Raw genomic sequence first — 20,520 nt, 5'->3', positions numbered from 1 at the left:
GCTACGGACGGGGGCGGGGGCGGGGACATGGCGGAGCCAGGCGGATCGGTGGTGGGGAAAACCCCCGTACGGAGGTCAGGGCGAGCGGCGGATGAGCAGCAGCGCGCGGTCGTCGTTGACGTCCTTGGCGACCTTCTCGATCAGGTGCCAGGCCGCGCCCTCCCACCCGGCGGCGACGTACCGGTCGGCCTCGCCGGTGAGGCGGTCGATGCCCTCGCTGATGTCGCGGTCGGCGGTCTCGACCAGCCCGTCCGTGAAGAGCATGAGGACGTCGCCGCGGCGGAGGTTGCCGCGGGCGGGCTCGAACTCCGCGCCGTCGTAGACGCCGAGCAGCGGGCCTTCGCCGGACTTCTCCTGCCAGCGCCCGGTGCCCGCGGAGAGCTGGAGGGCGGGCAGGTGGCCGGCGGAGAGGAGCTCGTAGTCGCCGGTCTCCAGGTCCAGGACGAGGTGGATGGAGGTGGCGAAGCCCTCGTCCCAGTCCTGGCGGAGCAGGTAGCCGTTGGCGGCGGGCAGGAAGCCGTGCGGGGGCAGGGCGCCGAGCAGGCCGCCGAACGCGCCGGACAGCAGCAGGGCGCGCGAGCCCGCCTCCATGCCCTTGCCGGAGACGTCGGTCAGGACGATCTCCAGGGTCCGGCCGCCGTTCGTACGGGCGGCGACGACGAAGTCGCCGGAGAAGGACTGGCCGCCGGCCGGGCGCAGGGCCATCTCGCGGTGCCAGCCGCGCGGCAGGGCCGGCAGCTTGCTCTGGACCCGGATGCGTTCGCGCAGGTCGAAGAGCATGGTGCCGCCGCGCCGCCAGGGCACGCCGACGCGGCTGCGGAACTGCGCGATGACCAGTCCGAAGAATCCGCAGGCGGCCACGACCAGGACCGTGCCGGGAGTGACCCGGGCCGGGCCCAGGGTGTACGGACCGAGGACCAGGGCCTCGACGATGAGGGCGGCCGCGGAGGCGGCGTACAGCGCGAGCAGGCTCGCGGGGCGCAGCAGCAGGCCGCCCGCGACGATCGGCAGGACGAGGGCGGAGGGCGAGAACCAGACGGGCAGCATGAGCGTGCCGCAGGCGATCGCGGGAACGGTCAGGAGGAGCCCGGCGAAGGCGAGCCAGTCGGAGGCGTCGCCGCGGAAGTAGTCGACGGCGGATTTGCGCAGGGCGGTGCGGGCCCGGTGCGACAGCATGCGCGTCCGGGCCATGAGCGTCTCCACGCGTGCTCCGGCCATTGCTTGGGGACCCTATCCATCCTGGCTGTGCATGCGCAGGGGGACCCCCGGACCGGGGGGCTCCGGCCGGTCGAAAACCCTTCGACTGTGACGGAATGCCCTGGTAAGGATGGGCGCATGGCTCTTGAGATGCGCGTATTGCAGGCCGATGAGTGGGATGTCTGGTACGACCACCTGGAACTGGCGTTCGGCGGAGTGCCGGAGTCTCCCCAGGAGCGGGAACTCTACAAATCCCTGACGGAGCTCGGGCGCTCACTGGGCGTCTGGGACGGCGGGACCTGCGTCGGCTCGGCCGGCGCCTTCTCCTTCCGGCTGTCGGTGCCGGGCGGGGCGCTGGTGCCGGCGGCCGGGGTCACGATGGTGGGCGTCGCGCCCACGCACCGCCGCCGCGGGCTGCTCACCTCGATGATGCGCCGTCAGCTCGACGACGTGCGGGCGGGCGGCGAGCCGATCGCCGTGCTGACGGCTTCGGAGCCGGCGATCTACGGACGTTTCGGCTACGGCACCGCGACGTACGCCCTGTCCGTGACCGTCGACACCGCGCGCGTACGGCTCGGGGTGCCGGCGGGGACGGACGAGGTGCGGCTGCGGCTCGCCGACCCGGAGAAGTCGCTGCCGGAGTGCGAGCAGGTGTACGGGGAGCTGGTCGCCCGGCGCCCCGGCATGCCGGCGCGCCAGCCGGGCTGGGAGCGGGTGTCCCTGCTGGACCCGGAGTCGATGCGCGAGGGCGCCTCGCCGCTCAAGTGCGTGCTGGCGGAGCGGGCGGACGGCGAGGTGGTCGGGTACGCCCGCTACCGGATCAAGGCCGTGTACGACGGACACGGCTGGGAGGGCACGGTCGAGGTCGCCGATCTCGACGCGCTGGACCCGGCGGCGACGGCCGCGCTGTGGCGCTACCTGTTCGAGATCGATCTGACCTCGACGGTACGGGCGCGCAAGCGGCCGGTGGACGATCCGCTGCTCCACCTGGTCAGCGACGTCCGGCGCGCGCGCCCGGCCCCGCGCGACTCGCTGCACCTGCGGCTGGTGGACCTGCCGGCGGCCCTGGAGGCCCGGGCGTACGGCGCCCCGCTGGACGTGGTGATGGAGGTCGAGGACGCGTTCTGCCCGTGGAACGAGGGGCGGTGGCGGCTGGTCCGCGATGCGGGGGGCGCCGTGTCCTGTACGCGGACCGCGGACCCGGCGGACCTGGAGCTGTCGGTGCGCGAGCTGGGCTCGGCGTACCTCGGCGGGATCACCCTGACCTCGCTGGCGGCGGCCGGCCGGGTGCGCGAGCTGCGCCCGGGCGCGCTGGCGGAGGCCTCGCGGGCCTTCACCGCCGATGTGGCGCCCTGGCTCCCGCACGGCTTCTAGGCGGCCGCGGGGCCGGGGGCCGGCAGGGCCCGGGGGCCGGCAGGGCCCGGGGGCCGGCAGGGCCCGGGGGCCGGCAGGGCCCGGGGGCCGGCAGGGCCCGGGGGCCGGCAGGGCCCTGGGGCCGGCAGGGCCCTGGGGCCGGCAGGGCCCTGGGGCCGGCAGGGCCCTGGGGCCGGCAGGGCCCTGGGGCCGGCGGCCGCCCGGCGGGCTCACCCGGTCTGGCAGGACGGGCACCAGAAGAGGTTCCGCGCCGCCAGATCGGCGGTGCGGACCTCGGCCCCGCAGATGTGGCAGGGCATGTTCGCCCGGCGGTAGACGTACACCTCGCCGCCGTGGTCGTCCACGCGCGGCGGGCGGCCCATGGCCTCGGGCAGGTGCTCGTCGCGGACGGTGTCGATCCGGTTGTTCCGGACGCCCTCGCGCATCAGCACCGCCAGATCCGCCCACATGGCGTCCCACTCGCCGCGCGTGAGGTCCTTGCCCAGCCGGTACGGGTCGATGCCGTGCCGGAAGAGGACCTCGGCGCGGTAGACGTTGCCGACGCCCGCGATCACCTTCTGGTCCATGAGCAGGGCGGCGACGGTGGTGCGGGAGCGGGAGATCCGCTTCCAGGCGCGGTCCGGATCGTCGGCCGGGCGCAGCGGGTCGGGGCCGAGCCGCTCGTGTATCGCCTTCTTCTCGGCGTCGCCGATCAATGCGCAGGCGGTGGGGCCGCGCAGATCGGCCCAGTGCTCCGCGTTGCGCAGCCGCAGCCGGACCGTGTCGGTGGCCGGGGGCGCCGGGGCGGGGCCGAAGCCGAGCTTGCCGAACAGGCCGAGGTGGATGTGGATCCAGGCGTCGCCGAGTTCCAGGAACAGGTGCTTGCCGTGCGCTTCGGCGCTCTCCAGCTCCCGCCCGTCGAGCAGGGCGGCGCTCTCGGCGAAGCGGCCCTGCGGGCTGCTCACCCGGACCGGGCGCCCGGCGAAGCGCCGGGTGTGGTCCTGGGCGAGGCGGTGGATCGTATGCCCCTCGGGCACTGCTCTTCTCCTGCCTCTGGCATCGGCTCTGCTCCGGCTCCGGCTCTGCTGTACATCCGGATCCGGTTCCGGAAACGGCCGTGCCGCCGGGCCGGGAGCCACGGCGGCACGGTGGAGCGGAAGATCAGCCCTGCGGGTGGTGGGCCGGGATCGGGGGGAGCTCGCCGGTCTGCTCGTACGCGGAGAGCATCTCGATGCGGCGGGTGTGGCGCTCCTCGCCGGAGTACGGGGTCGCCAGGAAGGCCTCGATGAAGGAGACGGCCTCGTCCTGCGTGTGCATGCGGCCGCCCACGGAGATCACGTTGGCGTTGTTGTGCTCACGGCCGAGCTTCGCGGTCTCGACGCTCCAGGCCAGGATGGCGCGGACGCCCTTGACCTTGTTCGCGGCGATCTGCTCCCCGTTGCCGGAGCCGCCGATGACGATGCCGAGGCTGTCGGCGTCGGCGGCGGTCTTCTCCGCGGCGCGCAGGCAGAACGGCGGGTAGTCGTCCACCGCGTCGTAGATGTGGGGCCCGCAGTCGACGGGCTCGTGGCCGTTGTTCTTGAGCCAGTCCACCAGGTGGTTCTTGAGCTCAAAGCCGGCATGGTCGGATCCGAGGTACACGCGCATGGGACGAGTGTGGCACGAGCGGGCTCCGCGATCTTCGCAGGGGTGTCGCGTAAGTCACTTCTAAAGCTCAAATAAAACCAAAGAACGCAGATGGGACACGGGGGGACCGAGGTCTTGGACGTTCGCCCCAACGCAACGATCCGGATTGAGGTCTTCCGTCCTGCGTTCATCTCAGGTTTGAATGCCGGGGCCTCGAAACCCGAGAACCTAAGGATCCGTCCATGAGCTCCACGACGACCCTTCAGAAGGCAGGCGACCCCACCGGTAACTCCGGTGACGGCCTGCCCTCCGACGGTCTGAAGGCCGGTCTCAAGAACCGCCACCTTTCCATGATCGCCATTGGCGGCGTCATCGGCGCCGGTCTCTTCGTCGGCTCTGGTGGCGGTATCGCCAAGGCCGGTCCCGCCATCCTGATCTCGTACCTGCTCGTCGGAGCGATGGTCGTCTTCGTGATGCGGATGCTCGGCGAGATGGCCGCCGCCAGCCCGAACTCGGGCTCCTTCTCCGCGTACGCCGACCGCGCGCTCGGCCGCTGGGCCGGCTTCTCCATCGGCTGGCTGTACTGGTTCTTCTGGGTCGTCGTGCTCGCCGTGGAGGCGACCGCCGGTGCGAAGATCCTCGAGGGCTGGGTCCCGGCCGTCCCGCAGTGGGGCTGGGCCCTGATCGTGATGGTGGTCCTGACGGTCACCAACCTCGGCTCGGTCGCCTCCTACGGCGAGTTCGAGTTCTGGTTCGCGGGCATCAAGGTCGTCGCCATCGGCGCGTTCGTGATCGTCGGCATGCTCGCCGTCTTCGGCGTGCTGCCCGGTTCGGACAACCCGGGTGCCGGCTTCGCGCACCTCACCGACGCGGGCGGCTTCATGCCGAACGGCTGGGGCTCCATCCTCACCGGCGTGCTGATGGTCGTCTTCTCCTTCATGGGCAGCGAGATCGTCACCCTGGCGGCCGGCGAGTCCGAGGACCCGCGCCGCGCGGTCACCAAGGCCACCAACTCGGTGATCTGGCGCATCGGCGTCTTCTACCTGGGCTCGATCTTCATCGTCCTCACCCTGCTGCCGTGGAACGACAAGTCGATCGTCGACAAGGGCTCGTACGTCGCCGCCCTGGACTCCATCGGCATCGCGCACGCCGGCCAGATCATGAACGTGATCGTCCTGACCGCCGTGCTGTCCTGCCTGAACTCGGGCATGTACACGGCCTCCCGCATGGCGTTCTCGCTGGGCGAGCGCGGTGACGCGCCCAAGGTCTTCGCCAAGGTCAACAAGCGCGGCGTGCCCATGGCCGCGATCCTGGGCTCCGTGATCTTCGGCTTCGCCGCCGTCTACTTCAACTACAGCTCCCCGGACACGGTCTTCAGCTTCCTGCTGAACTCCTCCGGTGCGATCGCGCTCTTCGTGTGGCTGGTGATCTGCCTGACCCAGCTGCGGATGCGCAAGATCCTGGTGCGCGAGGCGCCGGAGAAGCTGACGGTCAAGATGTGGCTCTTCCCGTACCTGACGTGGGCCACCGCCGCGATGATCACCTTCGTCCTGGGCTACATGGTCTACGACAAGGACAACCGCGAGACGGTCATGCTGTCGCTGCTGGTCGCCGCCGTCGTACTGGTCATCGGCGTGGTGCGCGACGTGCGCCGCAAGGCCGCCGAGCGCGCCTAGGCACGCATGCGGTGACACGACAGCCCCGGACCACCAGGTGTGGTCCGGGGCTGTCGTGCTGTCGTGCCTGAGCCGCGGCGGCCGGCTACTTCCCGCCGACCAGCTTCCACGTGGCGGGCAGCAGGCCCATCGCCAGCGCCGCCTTGAGCGCGTCGCCGATCAGGAACGGGGTCAGCCCCGCCGCGACGGCCGCGCCGAAGGACATCCCGGTGGACAGCGCCAGGTACGGCACGCCCACGGCGTAGATCAGGGCGGAGCCCAGCACCATCGTGCCCGCCGTACGGAGGACCGAGCGGTCGGCGCCGCGGCGGGCCAGGGCACCCGCGACGGTCGCGGCGAGGAGCATGCCGAGCACGTAGCCGAAGGAGGCGCCGCCCGCGCCGGAGGTGCCGCCCGCGAACCACGGCACGCCCGCCATGCCGACGAGCGCGTACAGGGCCAGGGACAGGAATCCGCGCCGGGCGCCGAACGCGGTGCCGACCAGCAGGGCCGCGAAGGTCTGGCCGGTGACCGGGACCGGCGAGCCGGGGACGGGCACGGCGATCTGCGCGGCGAGGCCGGTGAGCGCGGCTCCGCCGGCGACGAGCGCGATGTCGCGGACGCGGCTCGCGGGCAGCAGGTCGGCGAGGACGGCGCCGGGGCGGAAGGAGACGGAAGCAGTGCTCATCAAGGGCTCCGCGGGGTGAGGGTGACGGGACGATCACCGACGCTAGTGCGCGGCCGGGCGCCGCCCCACCTCCGGCCGGGACAAAGCCCTGCTCACCGCTTTGGTGGGGAGTGCACAAAGAGGCCGGTTCACACCCCGGGTGGAGTGATCCGCGTCACGAGCCAGATTTAGACAACACGTCCGTTTTGCGCGGATGGGCGCCGTCCGGTGAGACTGTAGGGTCCCGCCAATCCGAATGCGGAGCCCCCACCGCCGCTGCCGAGCACGAGAGTACGAGCATCCACTCATGCGCGACCGCTTGCCCACCAGCCCCCCAGCAGACCGGCCCGGATCCAACCCTCCCACCGGGCCCGAGTTCCCGGTGGAACCCCTCAGCCACAGCCTGAAGCAGCGCCACCTGACCATGCTGGGCCTCGGCGGCGTGATCGGCGCCGGGCTGTTCGTCGGTTCCGGGGCCGGCATCGGCATCGCCGGCCCCGCGATCATCTGCTCGTACCTGCTGGCGGGCGCCCTCGCCATGCTGGTGATGCGGGCGCTCGGCGAGATGTCGGCGGCGATGCCCGCCTCCGGCTCGTTCTCCGTGTACGCGGAGCGGGCGCTGGGCAGGTGGGCCGGGTTCTCCGCGGGCTGGCTCTACTGGTTCCTGCTGGTCGTGGTGCTGGCGGTGGAGGCCACCGGCGCGGCAAAGATCGCGAACGGCTGGCTGCCCTCGGTCGACCAGTGGGTCTGGGTGCTGATCTTCATGGTGGTCTTCACCGTGAGCAACCTGGCCGCCGTGAAGAACTTCGGCGAGTTCGAGTTCTGGTTCGCGGCCCTCAAGGTCGGCGCGATCGTCCTCTTCCTGATCCTCGGCACGCTGGCGATCTTCGGCCTGCTGCCCGACACGGACCCCATCGGCATGGCCAACCTGACCGGCCAGGGCGGGTTCTTCCCCGAGGGCTTCGGCGGGGTGGTCGCCGGCATGCTCGCGGTCATCTTCGCGTTCGGCGGCCTGGAGGTCGTCACCATCGCGGCCGCCGAGTCCGACGACCCGGCCAAGTCCGTGGCCCGTGCGGTGCGCAGCGCCGTGTGGCGCATCCTCTTCTTCTACGTCGGCTCGATGGTCGTCATCGTGACCCTGCTGCCGTGGGACTCGCTGGAGCCGGGGCAGAGCCCGTACGTCGCCGTCCTGGACTCCATCGGGATCCCCGGGGCCGGCCAGATCATGAACATCGTGGTGTTCGTGGCGCTGCTCTCCGCGCTCAACGCCAATCTGTACGGCTCCTCGCGCATGGTGTTCTCGCTGGCCGAGCGCGGCGAGGCGCCCAAGGCCCTGCTGAAGGTGTCGGGCGGCGGGGTCCCGCGCCGGGCCGTCTTCGCCTCGGTGGCCTTCGGCTTCGTGTCCGTGGTGCTGAACCTGCTGTGGCCGGACACGGTCTTCCTCTACATGCTCAACGCGGTCGGCGCGGTGCTGCTGTTCGTGTGGGCGCTGATCGCGGTCTCGGAGCTGAAGCTGCGCCGCATGCTGGAACGGGACATGCCGGAGCGCCTGACGCTGCGGATGTGGTGCTTCCCGTACCTGACGTGGGTGGCGCTGCTCGGCATGGCGGCGGTGCTGGTGCTGATGCTGTTCGACGACTCGGCGCGGCCGCAGCTGCTGTGGTCCACGGGCGCGGCGGCCGCCGTACTGGTGGTGGCGTGGGTGCGCGAGATCCGGGCCCGCCGCGCCTGATCCCGCGTCGGCGGTGAAGGAGCGGGCCCCCGCGCCGGAAGGCGGCGGGGGCCCGTTCGGCGTCGGGGGCCGTCAGGTCCGCAGGTACGAGGCGCCGTTGACGTCGAGGACGGTGCCCGAGCTCCAGGCCGCCGCGGGCGAGGCGAGGTGGAGGACCGCGGCGGCGACCTCCTCGGGCGTGCCGACCCGGCCGAAGGGGCTCTGGGCGCGGATGCGCGTCCCCTCCTCCCCCTCGAGCCGGCCGGCGACCCGTTCGGTGGCCACGAAGCCGGGTGCGACGGCCGCGACCGCGATGCCGTGCGGGGCCAGGGAGACGGCGAGGGACTGGCCGAGGGCGTGCAGGGCCGCCTTGGTGGCCCCGTACGCCGGGTGGTCGGGCTCACCGCGGAAGGCCCCGCGCGAGCCGATGTTGACGACGCGGCCCGCGCGGCCGCCTTCGATCATGCGGCGGGCGACGCAGTGCACGAGGTTGGCGGCGCCGAACAGGTTGACCGCGGCGGTGTGCTGCCAGGCCGCCTGCCAGTCGGCGTACGAGGTGGTGGGCAGCGGGTGCGCGACCATGACGGCGGCGTTGTTGACGAGCACGTCCACACCGTCGAGCGCCTCCTCGGCCGCGGCGGCCAGCTCCGCCACCTGCTCGGGGTCGGCGAGGTCCGCGGTGAGCAGGACGTGGCCGTCCCCGGGCAGCCCGGCGAGGGTCCGTTCGGCGTCGGCCCTGCGGGCGGTGCAGTGCACGGCGACCCGGTCGCCCTGGCGGGCGAAGGCGGTGGCGACGGCCCGCCCGATGCCGCGGGAGGCTCCGGTGACCAGTACGCCCCGTCCCGTCGCCGCCAATTCCCGTATGCCGTGGTCCATTCGGCCCCCTGCCGCGTCTTCGGTGTCCTGTCGCGAGCGTACGGGGACGATCACCGATGGTCATCCCGCTGTCCGAATAACGGACGCAGAGCGTCCGATGATCGGACAAGGGTGAGACTGGGGCACTTCCTCCCGTCCACCCGCACACCGGACAGGCAACACCTTCATGAGCCAGACATCCACGGCACCCCGCGCCCAGGAGGCACCCTCCTCGGGCGGCGCCGGATCCCCCCTCGGCAACGGCCTCAAGCAGCGCCACCTCTCGATGATCGCCCTCGGCGGGGTCATCGGCGCCGGCCTCTTCGTGGGTTCCGGCGCCGGCATCGCCGCCGCGGGTCCCTCGATCGTGATCGCGTACGCCGCATCCGGTCTGCTCGTGATGTTCGTGATGCGGATGCTCGGCGAGATGTCCGCCGCCAACCCGGCCTCCGGCTCCTTCTCCGTGCACGCGGACCGGGCGATCGGCCCCTGGGCCGGGTTCACGGCCGGCTGGATGTTCTGGACCCTGCTGTGCGTGGGCGTGGCCATCGAGGCGATCGGCGCGGCGCACATCATGACCGGCTGGTTCCCCGGCACCCCGTCCTGGGTGTGGGTGCTGGCCTTCATGGCGCTGTTCTGCGGCACGAACCTGGCCGCCGTCTCCAACTTCGGCGAGTTCGAGTTCTGGTTCGCCGCCCTCAAGATCGGCGCGATCGCGCTCTTCCTGGGCCTGGGCGTGCTGGCCGTCCTGGGGCTGCTGCCCGGCACCGCCTCCCCCGGCACCGCCAACCTGCTGCACGACGGCGGGTTCCTGCCCAACGGCATGGACGGCCTGCTGGTCGGACTGCTCGCCTCGGTGGTCGCGTACGGCGGCCTGGAGACGGTGACCATCGCGGCCGCCGAATCGGAGAACCCCGTCAAGGGCGTGGCCCGGGCCGTGAAGACCACCATGTGGCGGATCGCGATCGTCTACGTCGGCTCCATGCTCGTCATCGTCACGCTGCTGCCGTGGAACGACCCGGCGGTGACCGAGGACGGCCCGTACGCGGCGGCCCTGGACCACCTGGGCATCCCGGCCGCCGGCGAGATCATGAACGTGGTCATCCTGATCGCGCTGCTGTCGGCGATGAACGCCAACATCTACGGCTCCTCGCGCATGGCCTACTCGCTCGTCTCCCGCGGCCAGGGCCCGAAAGCGCTGGGCAAGGTCAGCGGCCGGGTTCCGCGCCGCGCGGTGCTCGCCTCCTGCGGGTTCGGCTTCGTCACCGTGCTGCTGTCGTACTGGTACCCGGACACCCTGTTCGCCTGGCTGCTGAACATGGTCGGCGGGGTCATCCTCGTCGTCTGGGGCTTCATCGCCGTCTCGCAGTTCGTGCTGCGGCGCCGGCTGGAGCGGGAGGCCCCGGAAAAGCTCGTCGTGAAGATGTGGGGCTTCCCGTACCTGACCTGGGTGGCGCTGGCCGGGGTGGCCGGGGTCCTGGTGCTCATGCTCCTCGACCGGGACACCCGGGTGCAGGTGGTCTTCACCGGCGGCCTCACCGTCGCCCTCGCGGTGACCGGCTACGTGATGCAGCGCCGGGCCGCGGCCGCCCGCTGACACACCCCCGATCCCCGGTGGGCCCCGTGCGTTCGCACGGGGCCCACCGGCGTTTTACAGAGGTAACCCTTACGTGATCACCGGAATAGATACTGCTAGCGTGCAGTTGCGCATTGATTGCAATAAGCAGTTGGCACGCTGAGGGGACCGGATAACACGCATGGCCATCTACACGCTTCCTGAGCTTCCGTACGACTACGCGGCGCTGGAGCCGGTGATCAACCCGCAGATCATCGAGCTGCACCACGACAAGCACCACGCGGCTTACGTCACCGGCGCCAACACCACGCTGGAGCAGCTGGCGGAGGCCCGCGACAAGGAGAACTGGGGCGCGCTCAACGGCCTCGAGAAGAACCTCGCGTTCCACCTCTCCGGCCACATCCTGCACAGCATCTACTGGCACAACATGGCCAGCCCGAAGACCGGCGAGGGCGGCGGCGAGCCCACCGCAGCCGACGGCCTCGGCGACCTGGCCGACGCGATCACCGAGTCCTTCGGCTCCTTCGCGAAGTTCAAGAAGCAGCTGACCTTCGCGTCCTCCGCGACGCAGGGCTCCGGCTGGGGCGTGCTCGCGTACGAGCCCGTCAGCGGCCGTCTGGTCGTCGAGCAGGTCTACGACCACCAGGGCAACGTGGGCGTCGCCAGCACCCCGATCCTGGTCTTCGACGCCTGGGAGCACGCCTTCTACCTGCAGTACAAGAACCAGAAGGTGGACTTCATCGAGGCCATGTGGAACGTCGTCAACTGGCAGGACGTGGCCAAGCGCTACACCGACGCCAAGGCGAACACCCCGCTGCTGATCCCCGCCAAGGGCTGATCGCAGCCCCCTGAGCCTCCCCCAGCTCCGGCCGGGAGGTGCCCCCTCCTCGTGATCGTCTTCTCAACCTTCGCGCAGGGGGCGTCCAACGGAAGACCCCCGCAAGGACGTGACTTGCGGGGGTCTTTCGCGTGCGTCCGCGGACCGGCAGGCCTACTCGAAGGACGGGCCCTTGGTGCGGGTGCGCTTGATCTCGTAGAAGCCGGGGGTGGAGGCGACCAGCAGGGTGCCGTCCCACAGCCGGGCCGCGGCCTCGCCGCGCGGGGTCGGGGTGACCACCGGGCCGAAGAAGGCCACCTCGTCGCCCTCGGCGCCGGGCACGGAGATCACCGGGGTGCCGACCTCCTGGCCGACGCGCTCGATGCCGTCGTTGTGGGAGTCGCGCAGCACGTGGTCGTACTCGTCGGAGTCGGCGTAGGCGAGCAGCTCGGCCGGCAGGCCGACCTCCGCCAGCGCCTCGGCGATGACCTCGCGGGTCGCGCCCTTGTCCTCGTTGTGGATCCGGGTGCCGAGCGCGGTGTACAGCTTGCCGGTGATCTCCTCACCGTGCTTCTGCTGGGCCGCGATGACGACGCGGACCGGGGCCCAGCCCTTGGGGCCGAGCAGCTCGCGGTAGCGCTCGGGCAGCTCGTCGAGCTTGTTCTCGTTCAGGACGGCGAGGCTCATGACGTGCCAGCGCACCTCGACGTCGCGGACCTTCTCGACCTCCAGCATCCAGCGGGACGTCATCCAGGCCCAGGGGCAGAGCGGGTCGAACCAGAAGTCGACCGGGGTCTTCTCGCGCACCTGGGTGTCGGCCATGTCTCTCCTCGAATCGCCGTGTACATCACTGGTCGTGTTCCCCCTCGCCAACCAGGCCGGGCCCTCGCGCATTCCCCCGTGCGAGGATTCCGTCAGGTATCGCGATCACGCACGAAGGAGTGCACGTGCCCGGAGAGAATCTGTCCCGTGACGAGGCCCGCGAGCGGGCCGAGCTGCTGTCCGTCGACGGGTACGAGGTGGTCCTCGACCTGAGGTCCGCCGTGGACGAGGCCGAGCCGGCCGGGGGTCCGCGGACCTTCCGCTCGGTGACCACGATCCGTTTCCGGGCCGCGGCCCCCGGCTCGGCCACCTTCGCGGACCTCATCGCGCCGTCGGTGAACTCCGTCACCCTCAACGGGCGGGAACTGGACCCGGCCGCCGTCTTCGACGGGGCGCGGATCGCCCTGGACGATCTGGCCGCCGAGAACGTCCTGGTGGTGGACGCGAACTGCGCGTACAGCCGGACGGGCGAGGGCATGCACCGCTTCGTCGACCCGGAGGACGGCGAGGTCTACCTCTACACGCAGTACGAGCCGGCCGACGCCCGCCGCGTGTACGCGAACTTCGAGCAGCCCGACCTGAAGGCCCCCTACCGCTTCGAGGTGACCGCGCCCGAGGGCTGGCACGTCTGGAGCAACGGCGCCGAGGAGTCCCGCCGTAAGGCCGAGAGCGAAGCGCTTCCTCAGGAGGGTGGTGGGCGACGGGAGGGACTGACCCGGCGCTTCGCCGAGACCGCGCCGATCTCCACGTACATCACCTGCGTGGTGGCGGGCCCGTACCACTACGTGACGGACACCTACACGCGCGGGGACCTGACGATCCCGCTGGGCGCGATCTGCCGCAAGGGGCTGGCGAAGCACTTCGACGCGGACGACGTCTTCCTGGTCACCAAGCAGGGCTTCGACTTCTTCCACGAGCACTTCGACTACCCGTACCCCTTCGGGAAGTACGACCAGGCCTTCGTGCCCGAGTACAACCTGGGCGCGATGGAGAACCCGGGGATGGTGACCTTCCGCGAGGAGTACATCTTCCGCGGCAAGGTGACGCGGGCCGCCTACGAGCGGCGCTGCAACACGATCCTGCACGAGATGGCCCACATGTGGTTCGGCGACCTCGTCACCATGAAGTGGTGGGACGACCTGTGGCTCAAGGAGTCCTTCGCGGACTTCATGGGCTCCTTCTCGCAGGTGGAGGCGACCCGCTTCGACCAGGCGTGGGTGACCTTCGCCAACAACCGCAAGGCGTGGGCGTACCGGGCGGACCAGCTGCCCTCCACGCACCCGATCACGGCCGACATCCGTGACCTGGAGGACGCGAAGCTCAACTTCGACGGCATCACGTACGCCAAGGGCGCCGCGGTGCTCAAGCAGCTCGTCGCGTACGTGGGACGGGACGCCTTCCTGGAGGGCGCGCGGCGCTACTTCAAGGCCAACGCGTACGGGAACACGACGCTGGACGACCTGCTGTCGGTGCTCGGCGAGGTCTCCGGTCGGGACATGGCCGAGTGGTCGCGGGCGTGGCTGCAGACGGCCGGCGTGAACGTGCTGACGCCGGTGCTGACGTACGACGCGGGCGGCCGGGTGACCGAGCTGGCCGTGGTCCAGGAGGGCGAGGAGCTGCGCCCGCACCGGGTCGCGGTCGGCCTGTACCGGCTGGAGGACGGCTCGCTGGTCCGCTACGCGCAGGCCGAGGCGGACGTCGCCGGTGCCTCGACGGTCGTGGCGAAGCTGGCCGGGCAGGAGCGTCCCGACCTGGTGCTGGTCAACGACGACGACCTGACGTACTGCAAGATGCGCTTCGACGAGGGCTCGCTGGCGACGCTGCGCGAGCGGCTCGGGAGCGTGGCGGACCCGCTGGCGCGGGCGCTGTGCTGGTCGGCGCTGTGGAACCTGACGCGCGACGGGCTGATGCCGGCGCGCGACTTCATCTCGCTGGTGCTGGCCCACGCCGGCCGCGAGAGCGACGTCGGCGTGCTGCAGATGCTGCACTCGCAGGCCCTGGCCGCGGTCACGCACTACGCGGCGGCCGGCTGGCGCGAGCAGGGCGGCCGGGTGCTGTCGGCGGTCGCGCTCCAGGAGCTGCGCATGTCGGAGCCGGGCTCCGAGCACCAGCTGACCTGGGCCCGCTTCTTCGCGGCGGGTGCGGCGACCGAGGGCGACTTCCAGCTGCTGCTGGGGCTGCTGGACGGTTCGGCGCGGATCGACGGGCTGGACGTGGACCAGGAGCTGCGCTGGGACTTCCTGCTGCCGCTGTCCGCCCACGGCGCGGTGGACGAGGCCGTGCTGGCCGCCGAACTGGCGCGCGACGACACGGCGTCGGGCAAGCGGCACCAGGTGCGCTGTCTTGCCGCGCGGCCGTCCGCGGCGGTCAAGGACCAGGCGTGGGCGGCGGTCGTCGAGTCGGACGTGCTGTCGAACGCGCTGGTGGAGGCGACGATCGCGGGCATGCAGCAGCCTTCGCAGCGGGCGCTGCTGGCGCCCTACGCGGGGCGCTACTTCGAGGTGATCGAGCGGATCTGGGCGGACCGGTCGATCCAGATCGGCATGCACGTGGTGAAGGGGATGTACCCCGCGCTGGAGGACTCGGAGCCGACGCTGGCCGCCACGGACGCGTGGCTCGCCGCGCACGCCGATGCCGCTCCGGCGCTGCGCCGCCTGGTCCTGGAGGCCCGTGACGACCTGGCCCGGGCGCTGCGCGCGCAGGCCTGCGACGCGGCCGCCGCGGCGGGTTCGGCCGCGGTCTAGCGGGCCCATCGGCGGGGCCGGCCACCCTGGGCGGCCGGCCCCGCCGATGGATGGGAACGGCGGTATCGGCTTTCGAACGGCCGTACTTTAGTGCGGGCTTGTCCCGATTTGTCGACGGGCGTGTAACAGGGGTTAGCGGGGCCCGCCCGGGCGGGAATCTCCGCCGCATGAACCACAACGCGCCCCTCCCGCTCGCCCACCTGACCGGCAGCCGCCCCCGCGTCATGAGCCTCGCCCAGCTCCGCGAGCACGGCATCAGCGCCTCCGAAGCCGCCGAGCGGCCCTGGCAGGAGGTCCTTCCCGGGGTGTTCCTCCTCCACCCCGGCACCGCGACCAGCGAGGAGCGCCTGCACGCCGCCCTGCTGTACGCGGGCCGCCGCGGCGGCGAGGCCATGATCACCGGGCTCGCGGCCCTCGCGCTGTACCGCTTCGGCTCCGCGCCCGCGCTGCTCGCGCTCACGCAGATCGACGTACTGGTGCCCCACACCCGCCGGCTCCGCTCCGTCGACGCCGTGCGGATCGTACGGACGCACACCCCGCCGTGCCCGCAGCAGGTGACCGGGGTGCCCGTCGCCCCCGTGGCCCGGGCGCTGGCCGACGCGGTCGCCCGGCTCTCCGACGCAGGCACCGTACGCCGCCTGCTCAGCGAGGCGGTCCGCGGCGGCCACTGCGAACCCTCCGCCGTCGTGAGGGAGCTGACGGTGGCGCGGCTGCTGAACCGCCCCCACGTCGTGGACGCCGTCGAGTCCCTGCTCGCGGAGGGCCGGGCCATCGCCGAGGACCGGCTGTACCAGCTCGTACGGGGCCACGAGCTCCCCGAGCCGGTCTGGAACGTGGACCTGCGCCTGCCCGGCGGCCCGCACCTGGGCGGGGTCGACGCCTACTGGCCCGACCAGGCGGTCGCCGTCGAGATCGACACCCGCGCGCCCCGGCAGGGCGAGGACGAGCAGTTCTCGGAGGCCGTCCACAAGCGCGAGACGCTGGAGCGGCTCGGCGTGACCGTCCTGCACATCACCCCGCGCAAGCTGCGCGACTGGCCCGAGCAGCAGGCCGCGGTGGTCCGCACCGCGCTGACGGCTTCCGCCGACCGCGAGCCCGCCGCCTACCTGGTCGTACTCCCCCGGTGAGACGGCGGCGCCGGATCGGCCGGCGAGCGCTCCGGCGCGCTCCAGCGCAGCCGCCCGCGGCCAGGTTCCCCAGGGTCCCGTCCAGGCGCGGCCGGCGCCGCGCCCAACCGGTCACGTACCCTTGAGGGGTTAGCCTGTATCTGCGGAGGAGCGGCGCGATGGCGACAGCGGCGGATCCCCGCCCCCTGACGGGTGAGCCGGTCTCACTGGACCTGCTGAACACGCGCTGGACGCAGGACGGCGAGGTCACCGACCTCTTCGCCGGCGCCTTCGGGCTGACCCGGGTCGAGGGGCTCGCGATCTGGCTGCGCAGCACCGGGCTGGCCGACCGCTTCCGAGCCGACGCCGCCACCCTCGTCCACCTGCTGACCGCCCGGGAGTCACTCGCCCGCGCGGTCGCGGACCCGGCCGACGAGAGCGCGCGCGCCCTGGTCGACGCCGTCCTGGAGCACGGCCGGATCCGGGCCACCCTGACCCCCGAAGGGCCGGGCGAGCGCACCGAGTTCGAGGACCCGACCTGGGGTCCGGCCTGGACGGCCGCCCGTGACTACCTGGAGCTGCTGGGCACGTCGCCCGGGCGGATCCGCACGTGCGCCTCCGAGTCGTGCGTGCTGCACTTCCACGACACCTCGCGCAACGGCACCCGGCGATGGTGCTCCATGTCCGCGTGCGGAAACCGGGCGAAGGCCTCGCGACACTACGCGCGCACGCGCGTGCGCTGACGGCCCGGAAGTTGTCACACCCGATCTGAGAACGGGCTTCGGACCATCCTCACAATGAGGTCGGGAAGTCGACAAAGCAACTTTTCAACCCCTGTGATTCGCACGAGTACGCCCCGGTACGGCCTCGATGGCGCATGATCCCACCTGGCGAGAGTCCGCCATGTCAGGTCTCGGTCAATGACAAGCCTCCCCAAAGAGCGGTCGGTTGCGCAAAGCTGACCGGTCATCCGGCACCGAAATCCGGACCGTATCTTTCACTTATCCAGGGATGCTGATGACCCTCGAATCCCCCAGCTCCATATCCGGGGCCAGACGCGTCGCGCGCGTCGCGGCCGCGGCCGGCCTGGTCGCCGCGCTGGCGACCGCCGGTGCGATGCCCGTGTTCGCGGCGACCGGCCCCGCCGGCACCCCGGGCACGAGCCCGGCCGTCAAGTCCGCCGACGAGAAGATCGGCTCGGCGGACGCGGAACTGCTCCAGCAGGCGAAGGCCAAGGGCGACGCGACCGTCACCGTCATGGTGGCCACCGCCCCCGGCCAGACCAAGCAGGTCGCCGACCAGCTCGGCGCGGTCCAGGGCGCCTCGGTCGGCCAGACGAACGACAAGCTCGGCTACGTGCGGGCCACGCTGCCGACCGCCAAGGCCGAGGCCGCGCTGAAGGCGGCCGCGAAGCTGTCCTCGGTGCACGCCCTGGACCTCAAGCACGAAATCCAGCTCTCGGACCCGCGTCCCGACGCGGGCAAGGACTCGGGGTCGGTGGGGAAGACCGCCTCCGAGACCTACCCGGGGCCGGACAAGAACACCCCCGCGAAGAACCCGTACAACCCGTCCTTCGAGACGGGCGCGGTGGACTTCGTCGCCAAGAACCCGCAGGCCGACGGCCGCGGCGTGACCATCGGCATCCTGGACTCGGGCGTCGACCTCGGCCACCCGGCGCTCCAGAAGACCACCACCGGCGAGCGCAAGATCGTCGACTGGGTCACCGCGACGGACCCGATCACGGACAACGACGCCACCTGGCGCGCGCAGATCACCCCGGTCACGGCCGCGGGCGGCACCTTCAGCGCCGGCGGCCAGAGCTGGAAGGCGCCGGAGGGCTCGTACCAGTGGAGCCGGTTCAGCGAGTCGATCACCGCCACCGGTGACGCGAAGGGCGACGTCAACCGGGACGGGGACACCACCGACCGGTTCGGCATGCTCTACGACGCCGCCGCCGGCACCGTCCGCGTCGACACCGACCAGGACGGCGACTTCACGAACAACGAGCCGATGAAGCCGTACAAGGACGGCTACCAGATCGGCTACTTCGGCACGGACAACCCGGCGACCGACGTCGCCGAGCGGATCCCGTTCGTGATCCAGATCCGCAAGGACGTCCCGATGGACCCGCTCGGCGGGGACTGGGTCGGCAAGAAGGCCGACTTCGTCAACATCGGCATCATCGAGTCCGAGCACGGCACGCACGTCGCCGGCATCACCGCCGCCAACAGCCTCTTCGGCGGCAAGATGAACGGCGAGGCGCCCGGCGCGAAGATCGTCTCCTCCCGCGCCTGCTCCTGGTCCGGCGGCTGCACCAACGTGGCGCTGACCGAGGGCATGATCGACCTCGTCGTCAACCGCGGTGTGGACATCGTCAACATGTCCATCGGCGGCCTGCCGGCGCTGAACGACGGCAACAACGCCCGCGCCGAGCTCTACAAGAACCTCATCGACACCTACGGTGTCCAGCTCGTCATCTCGGCGGGCAACGAGGGCCCCGGTGTCAACACCATCGGCGACCCCGGTCTCGCGGACAAGGTCATCTCCGTGGGTGCCGCGGTCTCCAAGGAGACCTGGGCCGCGAACTACGGCTCCGGCGTGACCAAGAAGTACGACATGTTCCCGTTCTCCTCGCGCGGTCCGCGTGAGGACGGCGGCTTCACGCCGACCATCACCGCCCCCGGCGCGGCCATCAACACCACGCAGACCTGGCTGCCCGGCTCCCCGGTGAAGGAGGCCGGCTACAACCTCCCGGCCGGCTACTCGATGCTGCAGGGCACCTCGATGTCCTCGCCGCAGGCGACGGGCGCCAGCGCCCTGCTGCTCTCGGCCGCCAAGCAGCAGCACGTCACGGTCACCCCGGCGAGCCTGCGCGTGGCGCTCACCAGCACCGCGAAGAAGATCGCCGACGTCCCGGCGCACGCCCAGGGCGCGGGCCTGATCAACATCGTCGACGCGTGGGAGTCCCTCCAGCGCGGCGCCAAGGCCAACGAGTTCACCGTCAAGGCCCCGGTCGACACCGCGATCGACCAGTTCCTGAAGACCCCGGGCTTCGGCACCGGCCTCTACGACCGCGAGGGCGGCCTCAAGGTCGGCCAGAAGAAGGTCTACGACGTCGTCGTCACCCGCACCACGGGCGTCAAGTACGGCACCCGGCACGACCTGACCTGGCGCAACAACGACGGCACCTTCAAGGTCGTCGGCGGCTACGACTACGTCACGCTGCCGCTGAACAAGCCGGTCACCATCAAGGTCGAGGCCAACCCGAAGTCGGCCGGCGTCCACAGCGGCATCCTGCAGCTGGACGACGAGACCACCGAGGGCATCGACAAGCAGATCCTGACCACGGTCGTCGCCTCCACGCCGCTGGCGAAGCCGGCGTTCACGATGTCGGACACCTCCTCGGTCCAGCGCAACAGCCACAAGTCGTACTTCGTGACCGTTCCGCAGGGCGCGAAGTCCCTCGAGGTCGCCCTCGGCGGTCTCAAGGCGGGCAGCCAGACGCGCTTCATCTCGATCCACCCGTACGGTGTGGGCGTCGAGGACAGCGCGACGACGCAGTGCTACCCGAACTACGACAACCCGGCCAACCTGTGCCGCCCCGACCTGCGCTCGTACGAGAACCCGCAGCCGGGCGTCTGGGAGATCGAGGTCGAGTCGCGCCGTACGTCGCCGCTGCTCGACAACCCGTTCAAGCTGGACGTCTCCGTCCTCGGCGCCGCCTTCGACCCGGCGGTCAAGGTCCTGCCCGAGGTGAAGCAGGGCACCCCCGCCCCGGTCCAGTGGACCATCAAGAACGAGGCCGCGGCCATCTCCGGCGGCAAGCTCCAGGGCGGCCCGCTCGGCTCCGCGAAGGTCGCCAAGCCGACCATCGCGAACGGCGAGACCCAGACCAGCACCGTCACCATCGGTGAGGGCGTCTCCCGCCTGGACGTGGCGATCGGCGGCGTCTCCGACACCGGTGCCGACCTCGACCTCACCGTCCTCAAGGACGGCGTGAAGGTCGGCTCCTCCGCCGACGGCGACTCCGAGGAGGCCGTGACCCTGCTCAACCCGGCCGCCGGCACCTACACCATCCAGGTGGACGGTTACGCCGTTCCGTCCGGCTCCACCACGTTCAACTACCGCGACGTGTACTTCTCGTCCGCCCTGGGCTCCGTCCAGGTCGACGCGGGTACCGCGGTGAACCTCGCCAACGGCGCCTCGGCGTCCGTGACGGCGAACGTCGTCGCCGCCGCTCCGGCCCCCGAGGGCCGTCAGTTCTTCGGCGAGGTCAAGCTGCTCAACGCCCGCGGCACCGCCGCCGGCACCGGCAGCGTCCAGATCGAGAAGGTCACCCCGTAACGGATGACCGGCTGATCGCATGACGGAGGGGCGGGCGCCCGGATCGG

At 71.4% G+C, this 20,520-nt stretch carries 15 protein-coding genes; 9 read left to right on the top strand and 6 right to left on the bottom strand.

Annotated elements, in window-relative coordinates; all coding sequences use genetic code 11:
• Positions 1-75 precede the first annotated feature (75 nt).
• Positions 76-1,218: a PP2C family protein-serine/threonine phosphatase gene (locus ACFY1T_RS04910; RefSeq protein ID WP_030862249.1), complete on the bottom strand. Its 1,143-nt coding sequence runs from the start codon at positions 1,216-1,218 to the stop codon at positions 76-78.
• Between the two features lie 117 nt (positions 1,219-1,335).
• On the opposite strand from ACFY1T_RS04910, the gene ACFY1T_RS04905 reads away from it, so the two are divergent.
• Positions 1,336-2,571, top strand: coding sequence for a GNAT family N-acetyltransferase (locus tag ACFY1T_RS04905; RefSeq protein WP_390787002.1), 1,236 nt, complete (start codon positions 1,336-1,338; stop codon positions 2,569-2,571).
• Between the two features lie 209 nt (positions 2,572-2,780).
• Here the strand turns inward: ACFY1T_RS04905 and ACFY1T_RS04900 are convergent, their stop codons facing one another.
• Both ACFY1T_RS04900 and ACFY1T_RS04895 read right to left on the bottom strand, forming a co-directional pair.
• Positions 2,781-3,587 carry an Fpg/Nei family DNA glycosylase gene (locus tag ACFY1T_RS04900; RefSeq protein ID WP_030862241.1) on the bottom strand — a complete coding sequence of 269 codons (807 nt, stop codon included), beginning with the start codon at positions 3,585-3,587 and terminating at the stop codon, positions 2,781-2,783.
• Positions 3,588-3,711: 124 nt separating this feature from the next.
• A complete protein-coding gene (locus tag ACFY1T_RS04895; RefSeq protein ID WP_054226804.1) occupies positions 3,712-4,197 on the bottom strand; it encodes a ribose-5-phosphate isomerase in 486 nt (161 codons plus the stop codon).
• Between the two features lie 221 nt (positions 4,198-4,418).
• On the opposite strand from ACFY1T_RS04895, the gene ACFY1T_RS04890 reads away from it, so the two are divergent.
• Positions 4,419-5,852: an amino acid permease gene (locus tag ACFY1T_RS04890; RefSeq protein ID WP_390787001.1), complete on the top strand. Its 1,434-nt coding sequence runs from the start codon at positions 4,419-4,421 to the stop codon at positions 5,850-5,852.
• Between the two features lie 85 nt (positions 5,853-5,937).
• Here the strand turns inward: ACFY1T_RS04890 and ACFY1T_RS04885 are convergent, their stop codons facing one another.
• Positions 5,938-6,519 (bottom strand): biotin transporter BioY, encoded by a 582-nt coding sequence (locus ACFY1T_RS04885; RefSeq protein ID WP_327132074.1) that lies wholly within the window; start codon positions 6,517-6,519, stop codon positions 5,938-5,940.
• Between the two features lie 286 nt (positions 6,520-6,805).
• Here ACFY1T_RS04885 and ACFY1T_RS04880 point away from each other — a divergent pair, with 286 nt between their 5' ends.
• Positions 6,806-8,230, top strand: a complete 1,425-nt coding sequence (locus ACFY1T_RS04880; RefSeq protein WP_390787000.1) for an amino acid permease — start codon at positions 6,806-6,808, stop codon at positions 8,228-8,230.
• Positions 8,231-8,302: 72 nt separating this feature from the next.
• Here ACFY1T_RS04880 and ACFY1T_RS04875 read toward each other — a convergent pair whose 3' ends face one another.
• Positions 8,303-9,085 (bottom strand): SDR family NAD(P)-dependent oxidoreductase, encoded by a 783-nt coding sequence (locus ACFY1T_RS04875; RefSeq protein ID WP_390786999.1) that lies wholly within the window; start codon positions 9,083-9,085, stop codon positions 8,303-8,305.
• A gap of 166 nt (positions 9,086-9,251) precedes the next feature.
• Here ACFY1T_RS04875 and ACFY1T_RS04870 point away from each other — a divergent pair, with 166 nt between their 5' ends.
• Both ACFY1T_RS04870 and ACFY1T_RS04865 read left to right on the top strand, forming a co-directional pair.
• Positions 9,252-10,661 carry an amino acid permease gene (locus ACFY1T_RS04870; protein WP_390786998.1) on the top strand — a complete coding sequence of 470 codons (1,410 nt, stop codon included), beginning with the start codon at positions 9,252-9,254 and terminating at the stop codon, positions 10,659-10,661.
• 160 nt (positions 10,662-10,821) lie between these two features.
• Entirely contained in the window at positions 10,822-11,478 is a 657-nt protein-coding gene (locus ACFY1T_RS04865) for a superoxide dismutase (RefSeq protein WP_229339683.1), read from the top strand.
• 153 nt (positions 11,479-11,631) lie between these two features.
• Here ACFY1T_RS04865 and ACFY1T_RS04860 read toward each other — a convergent pair whose 3' ends face one another.
• The gene (locus ACFY1T_RS04860) at positions 11,632-12,279 is read right to left on the bottom strand and encodes a DsbA family protein (protein ID WP_030862220.1); all 648 of its coding nucleotides are present in this window, start codon (positions 12,277-12,279) and stop codon (positions 11,632-11,634) included.
• Positions 12,280-12,404: 125 nt separating this feature from the next.
• Here ACFY1T_RS04860 and pepN point away from each other — a divergent pair, with 125 nt between their 5' ends.
• From pepN to ACFY1T_RS04840, 4 genes are all read left to right on the top strand, one after another.
• The gene (pepN, locus tag ACFY1T_RS04855; RefSeq protein ID WP_390786997.1) at positions 12,405-15,023 is read left to right on the top strand and encodes an aminopeptidase N; all 2,619 of its coding nucleotides are present in this window, start codon (positions 12,405-12,407) and stop codon (positions 15,021-15,023) included.
• A 167-nt stretch (positions 15,024-15,190) separates the two neighbouring features.
• Complete coding sequence (locus ACFY1T_RS04850; RefSeq protein ID WP_390786996.1) at positions 15,191-16,150, top strand: hypothetical protein; 960 nt, start codon at positions 15,191-15,193, stop codon at positions 16,148-16,150.
• A 158-nt stretch (positions 16,151-16,308) separates the two neighbouring features.
• Positions 16,309-16,872, top strand: coding sequence for a CGNR zinc finger domain-containing protein (locus tag ACFY1T_RS04845; RefSeq protein WP_390786995.1), 564 nt, complete (start codon positions 16,309-16,311; stop codon positions 16,870-16,872).
• Positions 16,873-17,146: 274 nt separating this feature from the next.
• A complete protein-coding gene (locus ACFY1T_RS04840; protein ID WP_390786994.1) occupies positions 17,147-20,473 on the top strand; it encodes a S8 family serine peptidase in 3,327 nt (1,108 codons plus the stop codon).
• Positions 20,474-20,520: the final 47 nt, after the last annotated feature.

It is taken from the genome of Streptomyces sp. NPDC001194 (assembly GCF_042896985.1).
Lineage (GTDB): Bacteria > Actinomycetota > Actinomycetes > Streptomycetales > Streptomycetaceae > Streptomyces.
The sequence above is the reverse complement of the archived record's forward strand: the minus strand, read 5'-3'. Positions and strand labels throughout refer to the sequence as shown.